Below are 11,708 nucleotides of genomic sequence, written 5' to 3'. Positions count from 1 at the left end.
GTCTTGGCGGATACCTCTGATTTTTGAACAAAAAGGTATGATTTTTAAACTAGCTTTATACCGATACATACCGTATCGTTTTAATAGGGATGTATTAAACATTAGTTACATTATTGAACCAGAGGAGGAGGAAGCTTTGGAAAAAGGCGGCCAATGTCGGCAAGACATCTGGCAGTATACTAAAATTTTAGAAGGAGGATAAAAAAATGGCTAAGTTGAGGCTGTCTTTTGCGCTATTATTGGCGCTTGTTCTTTCATTTGCCCTCGTCCAGTTTTCGGCAGTGGCGGCAGATGGAGAGGCTAAGGAAACGATCGCGACTGTTTTGAATAATGATGTTGTGCTGAATAAAAGTCCCGGCATTGCCAACACGTGGAGGCTAAGCAACGGTACATTATCAATGGATATATCGACTACTAACGGACAAATAAGTAATGTTAAAATTAACGGCAGTGCATCACTATCGGCACCTAGTTATCCGTTTACGATTACTAATAACATAGACAGCTTTACCGTAACAAAAGTGACGGATGTTCTGAATACTACGGACGAGGTACACATCGTTTTGACATACGCATATACGGCTTCAACCCAAAGGTTCAAGGCGGAGCGTCATTTTGTCATGCGCAGGGGTGTCAATGGTCTATATGACTATGTCATCCTGTCAACACCGGAACAAAGGGGCGGAGCGGCGGAAGTGCGCACGCTGTATGGTTTTAGCCACGACCTCCTTCCCAATGGCTATAATAGTGAGATGAACCAAGCAATACCTCTCTGGAAGCCGGTGGTTCAGGATACCACATGGAAGGATCCCAATTCAGACACTATTTTCTCCAAATACGACTTTGTGGGTTATCACGCCGAGAATCCTCTTGTAGGTCATTATGGCAACAATTACGGTGCCTGGATGATTAATGCCAGCTCCGAGTACTTCTCCGGCGGTCCGTTAAAACAGGAATTGCTGGTACACGGAGATGATGCATTAATCCTTAACTACTTTACAGGCGGCCACATGGGCGGCGCTAATATGGACCCGCCTAACGGCTGGCAGAAGATTCATGGCCCTTGGCTGATTTATTTTAATGATGCTGCCTCCGTCGACGGTGGCGACCTGATAGCCGACGCTAAGAGGCAAGCGGCTGCGGAAATAGCGAAGTGGCCTTATAATTTCGTAACAGATACTGCTAATACTCCGGGACTGTATCCTAAGGCGGACGAGAGAGCAACCGTTACAGGTAAGCTCGAAACTTCCGACGGCAGGGACTTGGGAGGCGCCATGGTGATCCTTTCCGAGCCAGGCGTAGAGGTAATTCGCCAGGTAAATGGCTATTACTTCTATGCTTACGCCGACAAGAACGGTAATTTCAGAATTCCTAATGTGAGGCCAGGGGACTATACATTATATGTGTTCCCACAGCATGGTTCCATAATAGGCCAGCTTGAGTATGAGGGCGTAAATATTAGAGCTTCGGATGGAGGTACAACAAAAGAACTGGGATCCTTGACCTGGTCACCTACCATAGACAACAACTATCTGTTCCAAATCGGCAAGGCCAGCCATTCCACGGTAGGCTTCCGAGGCAGCGACGAAAAGAGAAACTACTCGCTTATGCGCGACGCACCAGCGAACTTAACCTATAACGTGAACAGCAGCGTTACAAAAGATTGGTATTACGCTCAGGTAAAAACCGAAACCGTCGGCTCCAGCCCCAATATTTGGACATCGACTGCGAACGCTTTTGGAGCATGGCCCGGCACCGGTTCATGGGCCGAAACCGGTGCATGGAAGATTGAATTTAATTCAACTAAAGCATATACGGGTGACGCACACCTGCGTGTCGCCTTTGCTGCGGTGTCTAATCAGCCCATACTGGAGATCAAGGTCAACGGAACCGTTGTTAAAGTGCTGAACTACGTCGGCAAAAACGACCAGACCATATATCGCAGCGCAAACCGCAGCGGACGCTACCTCAGCGAGGATATCGTCTTTGACGGGAGTTTGCTGAGAAATGGTACAAACACGATAACCATTTCGAATAAGTCGAGAGACCTTATTATTGACACGAATCCGCCGCCATTCTACCGCGGTTCGGTTATGTACGATACCATTATGTTGACCACAGACGAACAGGGCAATATTGATTCGCTCAAGCAACTTGTTAATAGCGGGAAGGGTGCGGGCGACATTACAGCTTCCGCTGTTACTGCGCTCCATAACTACCTGGATACTAACGCCGCTAACTTCAGCAGTGCGCTTGCCGGCTTTATATCGCTAATGGATACACAAAACGTAGGAAGCGACTATAAAGAATTGCTGACCATCAGCGCCAGAAATGTGGCGAATGGCTCCGGCGTTAACAAAACAACGCTTAAAGAGCTAGTGTCGACGGCCAATGCATTCAGTGTAAGCGATTACAAACGCGATCATTGGAATGATTTTGCACAGGCTCTGAACGCAGCTAATGCTGTCATAGCTAATGCTGGCGCCACTCAGAATACGGTTTATGCGGCGAGGAACACTCTGCAGCAGGCTATGGATCATCTCTCCCGTGCCGTACCTCCGGTTGAGGGCTATAAAGGACTTTATTACACCGACTTTGAGGACGGCTCCCTATGGGGATTTGACAGAACGGAACCGGGTCATATCTTCGCGCAGATCGATAATGGCGATATAGCCGGGAACACAAGCAAAAAGTTTCAGCTTTATGCGAACAACGTGGTTAACCTTGCCATGAGGAAGGCATTGCCTAAACCAGTCAATAACGACAAAATGATGGTCGTTTTTGACTGGTATCCCGCTCCGCCAAGGAACAATAGTACGGCCAAAAGCGCCGAACTGCGTATATTGGACGGCAACGGCGATATCTTGGTCGCGCTTACAAACAGACACAACACCAATCTGGGTGCGTACGCTCAACTCACCCGTCCGAAAAATAATTACACCAGTGTTAAAAATACTACATTCAGCGATAAACTTGCCTGGTATACGGTAACCGTAGTTGTGGACAAGACAGCTAAGAAGATAAACGTCACCTACAAGAATAAAGCTACAAATGCTGAGCAAACATTGGAATTTGTTTACGATCCTGCAAAGAATGACGGCACGATCGCTTTCCTTGATGTAGTCATCCTGACTGAGGATACTACTGGTCAGGTTATGACGACTTACTTGGATTCCATCGCTGTTTACGAAGCAGGGACTGAAACGGCAGCGGCGTCTTTAACCGGACCGGCATCTGTTGTATCAGGTACGCCATTTGATTTAAGTTTCAATATCAGTGCAGTGACCGATAGCGTTTATCAAGAAATATTTGCGCAAGATCTGACGATACAGTTCGATCCCGATGTACTGACATTCGTAAAGGCGAAATCACTGACGGAAGGCTTAAAAGTTATTGAGTCGAAAGAGCTGTCTCCGGGTAAAATTAGATTCCTGACAGCCGCGCTTGCTAAAGACCAAGTGACTCCGGCCAATGGCAATTTCGTTAATTTTACATTCGTTGCCAAACCTAACGCTGCACCGAGTAAAGCTGCAGTAGCGATTGACAATGTGATCATTGCCAACGGTATGGGTCAGGAATTACAAATACCGGGATCCGCCTTCACATTCGACGTACAGATTCAACCTATCGATACGGCTGCTCTTAAGACATTAATTAGTTCAGCGCAATCCAAAGTCAATGCCGCAGTAGAAGGCAAGGCCGATGGTCAATATGTCGCCGGATCTAAGGCATTACTGCAAACGGTGATCAATCAAGCCCAAGCTGTTGTCGATCAAGCCTCGGCAACTCAACAGCAGATCGATCAAGCTGTAACCAACTTAACATTGGCCATTGCCGCCTTCGAATCATCCAGAATTTCCGCAGATGTTAACGGTGACGGCAAAGTAGCCATCGGAGATTTGGCGATAGTGGCAGCCGGGTATGGCAAAAAGTCGACCGACAGTGACTGGAATCAATTTAAAGCCGGTGACGTGAATAAAGACGGTGTCATAGACATCGATGACTTAACAGCAGTTGCGATGAAAATATTGGAGTAATTACGTAATAAAATTGGGGGAGGAGTCTAAAGGATTCCTCCCCTTACTTTTTATAATAATTCTTTCCCTTGACTTTTATGAGCGCGACTATGTAATATTATACCCGTAAACATAAATAAGGCATTGACCAAAGACATGATTTCCTTCACGAACTGTCCAGAGAGAGAAGTTTAGGCTGAAAGCTTCTCCTGTTACCGGTTGTGAAATTACCCCTTTGTAGCCGTGTCGTTGAACCCGTCGATCGTTTGTCGCGGCAGTAAGCGTCACCGTTTTATCCCCGATACCGGATACCAATAAGGACCTTGCATCTGCTACTTTGGTGAACAGCCAAAGACTGACATGTTGCAGGTCAAATTAGGGTGGAACCACGAGCTGAACGCACTCGTCCCTTGGTGGGAGAGATGCGTTTTTTTGCGTTCAAAAATAATGGAAAACTAGAAATGGAGGCTAAATCATGGAGATCAATGTAACATTGCCAGATGGAACAGTTAGGAGGTATCCCCCAGGTACGATAATCGAACAAGTGGCAGAATCTATTAGTACAGGTTTGAAGAAAAATGCGGTAGCTGGAAAAATCAATGGCAAACTCGTTGATCTTAATCAACCGATTGAGCCTAACAGTCTTGTCGAAATTGTTACTCTTGACAGTAAAGAGGGCTTGGAGATATACAGGCACAGTACGGCACATTTAATGGCCCAATCCATTAAACGCATTTATGGAGATAAGGCAGTAAAACTCGGAATTGGACCGGTCATCGAAGACGGATTTTATTATGATATTGATATAGAAAAACCGCTGTCTATTGATGATCTTGCTGCCATTGAAAAAGAGATGGAGAAAGTTATCCAAGAGAACCTGCCCATTGTTCGCAGGGTCGTCAGCCGCAGAGATGCAATTAAGACATTCGAGGAGCTCGAAGAACCTTTAAAATTAGAGCTCATTCGCGACCTACCGGAAGATGCCGTCATTACCATTTATGATCAAGGTGAATTCTTTGACCTGTGCCGGGGGCCACATCTTCCTTCGACAGGCCGGATCAAGGCGTTCAAACTGATGAACGTGGCGGGTGCCTACTGGCGTGGTGACTCTAATAATAAGATGCTGCAGCGGATTTATGGGACTTCTTTTCCGAAAAAGGCCCAGCTTGAAGAACATCTACATGTTCTTGAGGAAGCTAAAAAGCGTGACCACCGCAAGCTCGGGAAAGAACTTGAATTGTTTATGTTCTCTGAAGAGGCACCTGGAATGCCTTTCTTTCTTCCGAAAGGGATGACGATCCGTACGGAGCTAGAGAACTTTGCGCGTGAATTACAGAGACAGCGTGATTACGCTGAAGTGCGTACACCGCTTATGATGAATAATCGGGTTTGGGAGCAATCAGGACATTGGGAGCATTACAAAGATAACATGTACTTCACCAATGTGGACGAAACAAAGTTTGCGCTTAAACCGATGAACTGCCCGGGACACATGCTTATTTTTAAAAACAGCTTGCGTTCCTACCGGGAATTGCCTATGCGTCTTTCCGAATTTGGCCACGTGCACCGCCACGAACTTTCCGGGGCCCTTAACGGGATGATGCGGGTCCGTACATTCTGCCAGGACGACGCTCACCTTTTCGTTTTGCCTGAACAAATTGAGGATGAAATTAGCCGTGTCATTGCCTTGATTGATTACGTTTATCAAGTACTTGGCTTTGAATACAAGGTCGAACTATCTACCCGGCCCGAAGATTCAATGGGTTCTGAGGAGCTATGGAACCAGGCTGAACAATCTTTACAAAATGTCCTGGACAAACTTGATATCGAGTATCATGTCAATGAAGGCGATGGGGCATTCTATGGACCGAAGATTGATTTTCACATTTTAGATGCGCTTAAAAGGAGTTGGCAATGTGGGACAATCCAATTGGATTTCCAGATGCCCGAGAAATTCGATCTTTCTTACATCGGCGAGGACAACCAGAAGCACCGGCCGGTCGTTATACATCGTGCTATTTATGGATCTATTGAGCGATTTATCGGTATGTTAACCGAACATTTTGCCGGAGCTTTCCCGCTATGGCTTGCGCCTGTTCAGGCGAAATTATTGCCGGTTTCGGAGAACTATATCGACTATGCCTTGCAAGTGAAGAAATCGCTAGAAGAGGCCGGGGTTCGTGTTGAAGTAGATGTGAGGAATGAAAAACTCGGGTATAAAATTCGTGAAGCCCAACTCGAAAAAATACCGTATATGCTCGTTCTCGGTGAGAATGAGAAGAATTCCGGAAGTGTCTCTGTGAGAAAACGGGGTGAAGGAGATCTTGGATCAAAAAGTATCCTAGAGATTATTGGGCAAATTAATGAAGAAATTCGTGTCAAAAAATAAGTGATAGAAGAACAAGTGACGCTGCTTGATGGTTAAGCTATAATTTAATGGTCCACGGCAGCCGTGGGCCATTTTTGACATTGGACATTGCCCCGGGAGGTATACCATTATGAAAACTACAGCCGCCGATCGAGTGAAGCTCGCACCAGGGTTCTGGTCCAGTTTACGTCTATTAGGGGTATCCCCTCAAGAAGTAGCACGCCATGCCCATCTACCCCTGACCGTTATCAACGACCCAGTCGTTACGATCGCTCAATACTATGCGATCTGGCAGGCCTATGTCGAAATTGTCGGCGATACCGCCACGGGAATTGTCAAGTTGGCCACGGCATTCGAGACGGCGCAATACCCGCCGGCCGCCTTAGCGATCTTCCATGCCCGGGATTTCCGAGATGCTCTTACGCGAATGACTCGTTATAAGCAAATGTGCCCTCCCGAAAGCTTGTGTTTGCGTGAAGAAGGAGAGCATGGTGTCGTCGAACTGGATTGGCAGCATGCCGCGGAGCCCGGACCACCTGTATTGGTAGGCATTACACTCGCCTATCTCTTAGAGCTAGGACGACGAGGAACCGGTCGGCCGCTCACGGCTTATTCTGTAGAGTTCGCCCACGATATGGGCAACACGGAAGTACTTGAAGTTTATTTCGGTTGCTCCGTTCGGGTAGGTGCGTCTGGCAACCGGCTTACGCTGCACGGCAGTGATCTGGACCGTCCTTTCGTTTCTTATAACGAAGAACTTCTCGATATTCTGACTCCCGCCTTGGATCGTTCTTTGGATGAACAACGTAGTAAACGCAAGATCAGCAATAAAGTGAAATGGATTCTCTCCCGTTGCCTTTCAAGGGGGCGTATGGACATTCAAACTGTAGCCAACGAGTTGGGCTTGAGTGATCGCACCTTGCAGCGCCGTTTGACGGAAGAAGGAGCAAGCTTTAAGCAGTTGCTGGCGCAAACCAGGCATGAGCAGGCGCTCGCATATTTAGCAGACCCGTCGCTAGAGATCAAAGAGATTGCTTTTCTCGTAGGCTACGAAGATCAGAATTCATTTTACCGCGCATTCCGCTCGTGGGAAGGGGAGACTCCCGCTAATTGGCGCGTAATGCAAGAACATTGGCGTTCCTCGCTAGTTACCGAATAGAGAAAACGAGCTATCATATCCCTATACTGAACATAAGGAGTGCAGGCATATGGATATGGGATTGAAAAATAAGAAAGCATTAGTAACGGGTTCTACTAAAGGGATTGGCAAAGCGATTGCACTAGAACTTGCCAGAGAAGGCGTTCATGTTCTCATAAATGGTCGGAGCAATGAAGAGGTTGAGCTCACGGTGAGGGAGATTCAGGCGAAATTTCCGGACACTCGGCCTCAGAATGCTGCAGCCGATCTAGTGGATGCTCAGCAAAGAGAAGCTTTGCTCGAGAAGTTCCCACAAGTCGATATTCTGGTCAATAGCATGGGTATCTACGAGATCATGTCTTATGACAATGTAGACGATACAGTATGGGAGAAGTACTTCCGCACGAACGTGCTTGCTGCGAACAGTCTGACTAAGTTCTATATGCCTTCCATGTTGAGCGGCAATTATGGACGCATTCTTTTTATCGCAAGTGAGGAAGCCGTAATGCCTTCTGGCCAGATGCCACATTATGCCGTTACCAAATCGATGCTCCTTTCGTTATCCAAGAGTTTGTCGAAGCTGACCAAGGGGGCGGGGGTCACCGTGAACACGATCATGCCCGGTCCGACGCTTTCCGAGAATGTGCAAATGATCATCGAAAGCATGTATTCGAACGAAGAGATGACCTTCGAGGCAAAAGAGAAGGATTTCATGAACAAGAACTTGCCGCAATCCGAGATCCAGCGGTTCATAAGACCGATGGAGATCGGCCGGTTAGCCGCATTCATCTGCAGTCCTTATGCCTCCGCGTTCAAAGGCTCTCCTATCCGAATGGATGGGGGGATGGTACCGACTATATTTTAATTAAAGTTAATGCAGAACGTTTGTTCAATATACTGCTATGGGAGGCTGCCGGCATGATCGGCAGCCTTTTACGCATCTAACGGGAAGGATACATATGTAAGGTGTGGAAATTGTCTGCCACAGTTATTAATTTAATTCCAACTAACGCCAGCTTTCATTTGACCAACTCATCGATGGCTGTTATGGTAAAATAAGGTTTGGGATAAGACAATTTTTTGAAAAAAGTACAACGGCACGATTGTTACTTATTATAATTGACTATTTTCGGAGGAAATGTATGAGAAAAAAGATATTACTACAACTAGGTTTGATCGCACTCTCTATAGCATCTGCGGCAGCGGGTGCCTATGCATCTTCTGAAATAAAGCTTTATATTTACGGTAAGAATGTTCAGGCAAATATTAAAATGATTGATGGAAAAGGATATGTAGCAGTTCGTGATGTAGCTCAGTGGCTAGGCCAAAGATTAGAATGGGATGATAGTAATAGAGAGATCCATATAGGTAACTTGGACGCTTCAGATAATGGAAAATCACTAAAGACTCCAGCCCCGATAGGTTCCAAAGTCATGTTTGAAAAAAATACACCATTTGAATTTTACCAAGGGGATATGCACATCGTTGAAGTTGTCCGTGGACCAGAAGCAAAGAAGCTTATGGAAGAAGTAAAAGAATATAACAAAGGTTACTCTGGTAAAAATTATGATGAGCCCCTTGAGGGAATGGAACTGCTCTTGGCTAAAATTACTGTTAAAATAACGACCAACTCAGACAACGACGAAAAGGTAAGTATTGGGTTTCTTAATTTTAGGCTAGTATCGTCGCTAGGTAAAAATTATGAGAGTCTACTTGTCATTTCTCCGAGGCCCGCGGTAGACGCGTACTTGTCCGTTGGAGAAGAAAATACTGGTTGGGTAGTACTTCAAGTCGACGTAAATGATAAAGCGCCTATTATCGAATACAAATCATACTTAGCTGATCCTATTTATATGAAAACGAACTAAATTGTAAAACGATTGCTGAAATGAACTCACTATCGGAGGCTTGAATATGAGAAGATATATTACATTAATTTGCTTATTTGTCCTAGCATCAATAACATGCTTTACCGTTGGTGCCATTGCGTCTCCGGGGATAAAACTTTTTATCAATGGAAAAGAGGTAATAACGGACGTTAGGCTTGTAGATGGAAGCAGCTATATTCCTATTGATGATGTTGCTAAATGGTTAGGGCAAGAAAATGCTTGGATGGATGGTGAACAAAGCGAGTTGCTAATTGGTAAGAAGGACTCCTCGACCTTGGGTAAATCCTTTCAGAACCCTGCGCCCATTCATACAGAAGTTATTTTTGAGAAGTCTACTCCATTTGAACAGTACCAAGGTAGCATCCGCTTGGATGATGTTGTGAGAGGAAACACAGCACTTAGTATGTTGAAAGAAGTAGTAGACTTGCAGCATGGTGTTTGGGTTGAAACATCGGACCCCTCTAACGTTGATCCTGAAGAGAGAGAGCTTCTTCTTGCAAAAGTCTCCATCAAGCTTACGAGTACTTCTGATAAAAACCAATCACTTCAAATTAGCAATGATGATTTTCGGCTTGTCTCTTCAAATGGAAAGACCTATAGACCAATACTCGTTACTCCCCCAAGTCCATCCATATCCACAAAATTGATTCTTGGAAATCAACATGCTGGATGGGTCGTTATGCAGGTTGATAAAAACGAAAGCACACCTACCTTAGTATTTGGTTCAATCTTGGTTGATGGTGCATGGTTAAAGACAAATGAATGAAAGTAAGACAATGTTAGATTACATTAAAAAATTCAAATCATTAATAAGAGGCTCTTACATCAACAAGGCTAATGAGCTTGATGAAAATAAAGGAGTATTTTTAAAGGAGATTACATTCGAAGTTAAAGCCAATCAAGAGGATTTAGATACTTTCCCTAATGGACTAATCCCTTGGATCAGTATAGAATCACCAGAAGATGAACTTGCACGATTGAGGAAAAAGAACGAAGTAGTTTTAAATTATAAAAGCATCTATATAGTCATAGACTACCCATTAAAAAAGCCCACAGTGTTTGAAATAAATAATTCCAGATTATTAAGATCAGACTTAATCAATCGGATCAGTAAAATATATCATAATATTTATCAGGAAGAAGAGGATACGTCCAGCATTAAAACAATTCCAGTGATGGAGAGAGGCAAACTTAAAAACAGGAATGAAACAAACGGAAAATACGGTATCTGGGGTCATGATCTTCGAGATTTAGATTTAGGTTCAGTCAATGTAGTTAAGAAAAAAAATGGAGAAATTTATTTATACCTTAATATAGAATCTTAAAGAAAAAATTAAATGTGAATGCTTTTTTTAGAGTATTATTTATCATAACCAATACGTCATTGAGCTAATTGAGAACGTTTGTTTAATACACAACAATGGAAGGCTGCCAGCATGATGGCAGTCTTTATCTCACCTAACGGGCATTAGAGCGTGCTTGAAAAATTATTGGCATACGAGGGTAGAAGCCCAATATGTTCCAAACAACTAAAGACCATCCGCTTCTTCGATGGTTATGAAAAAAAATCGTGGAGAGTAATTTGATGTAGCACAATTACCTTAAATCATATAAGGTTATTTAATAAAGCGAGTTGCCTCAACTATGAAGGAGATAAACCGATGACCATAATCGACAAATTAGCAACGTCACTCAACCGCAAAGACGAAGTTCCTAATCAGGAACTGGCGAAAGAAATTGCTGACAGAGAGGATAGAGAAGCTGTGAAGGAACTTGTTGATCACTTGTTGCATAACAAAGACAAGAACATTCAAAGCGATTGTATTAAAGTTCTCTATGAAATTGGAAGTCTCAAACCGTCTTTAGTTGCAGCATACAGCAAAGAGTTCGTAACATTACTTGATCATGGGAACAATCGACTTGTTTGGGGGGCTATGACAGCATTAGATGCGATAACTCTTGAAAATCCGGAAGTCATAAATGCAGCACTTGCAAAAATTGTTGACGTTACGGGCAAAGGATCGGTAATCACCAAAGATCACGGAGTCAATATTCTGATTAAACTATGTGCGGTCAAACCCTATGCGGATCATGCATTCGAATTGCTTATCGAACAGCTTAAGAAATGTCCGACTAATCAACTTCCCATGTATGCGGAGAATGCCATATCCATCGTTAACGATACAAACAAAGCCTCTTTCATAAAGACGCTTAACTCACGACTCGACGATATTGAAAAGGATACAAAACGAAAACGAGTGGAGAAACTGATTAAGAAATTGAGTTGATTCATTCAA

The 11,708-nt window shown here is 44.3% G+C and carries 8 protein-coding genes; all 8 read left to right on the top strand.

Annotation, left to right across the window (positions count from 1 at the left end):
• Nucleotides 1-206: 206 nt before the first annotated feature.
• The 8 genes from GC097_RS01005 to GC097_RS00970 all read left to right on the top strand — a co-directional run bounded on the left by GC097_RS01005 (nucleotide 207) and on the right by GC097_RS00970 (nucleotide 11,699).
• Nucleotides 207-4,037, top strand: coding sequence for a polysaccharide lyase family protein (locus tag GC097_RS01005; RefSeq protein ID WP_171681483.1), 3,831 nt, complete (start codon nucleotides 207-209; stop codon nucleotides 4,035-4,037).
• Nucleotides 4,038-4,491: 454 nt separating this feature from the next.
• Entirely contained in the window at nucleotides 4,492-6,405 is a 1,914-nt protein-coding gene (gene thrS / locus GC097_RS01000) for a threonine--tRNA ligase (RefSeq protein ID WP_171681482.1), read from the top strand.
• Nucleotides 6,406-6,514: 109 nt separating this feature from the next.
• Nucleotides 6,515-7,543 carry a helix-turn-helix transcriptional regulator gene (locus GC097_RS00995; RefSeq protein ID WP_171681481.1) on the top strand — a complete coding sequence of 343 codons (1,029 nt, stop codon included), beginning with the start codon at nucleotides 6,515-6,517 and terminating at the stop codon, nucleotides 7,541-7,543.
• 49 nt (nucleotides 7,544-7,592) lie between these two features.
• Nucleotides 7,593-8,387, top strand: a complete 795-nt coding sequence (locus GC097_RS00990; RefSeq protein ID WP_171681480.1) for an SDR family NAD(P)-dependent oxidoreductase — start codon at nucleotides 7,593-7,595, stop codon at nucleotides 8,385-8,387.
• Nucleotides 8,388-8,664: 277 nt separating this feature from the next.
• Complete coding sequence (locus GC097_RS00985; RefSeq protein WP_171681479.1) at nucleotides 8,665-9,390, top strand: DUF4352 domain-containing protein; 726 nt, start codon at nucleotides 8,665-8,667, stop codon at nucleotides 9,388-9,390.
• Between the two features lie 46 nt (nucleotides 9,391-9,436).
• A complete protein-coding gene (locus tag GC097_RS00980) occupies nucleotides 9,437-10,177 on the top strand; it encodes a DUF4352 domain-containing protein (protein WP_171681478.1) in 741 nt (246 codons plus the stop codon).
• Entirely contained in the window at nucleotides 10,170-10,736 is a 567-nt protein-coding gene (locus tag GC097_RS00975) for a hypothetical protein (RefSeq protein ID WP_171681477.1), read from the top strand. Before GC097_RS00980 ends, GC097_RS00975 begins: the two co-directional genes overlap by 8 nt.
• Nucleotides 10,737-11,072: 336 nt before the next feature.
• The gene (locus tag GC097_RS00970; RefSeq protein ID WP_171681476.1) at nucleotides 11,073-11,699 is read left to right on the top strand and encodes a hypothetical protein; all 627 of its coding nucleotides are present in this window, start codon (nucleotides 11,073-11,075) and stop codon (nucleotides 11,697-11,699) included.
• Nucleotides 11,700-11,708 lie beyond the last annotated feature (9 nt).

Source organism: Paenibacillus planticolens, from assembly GCF_013141725.1.
GTDB lineage: Bacteria > Bacillota > Bacilli > Paenibacillales > NBRC-103111 > Paenibacillus_E > Paenibacillus_E planticolens.
Note: the sequence above shows the minus strand (reverse complement) of the source record. Positions and strands in the feature narration are given on the sequence as shown.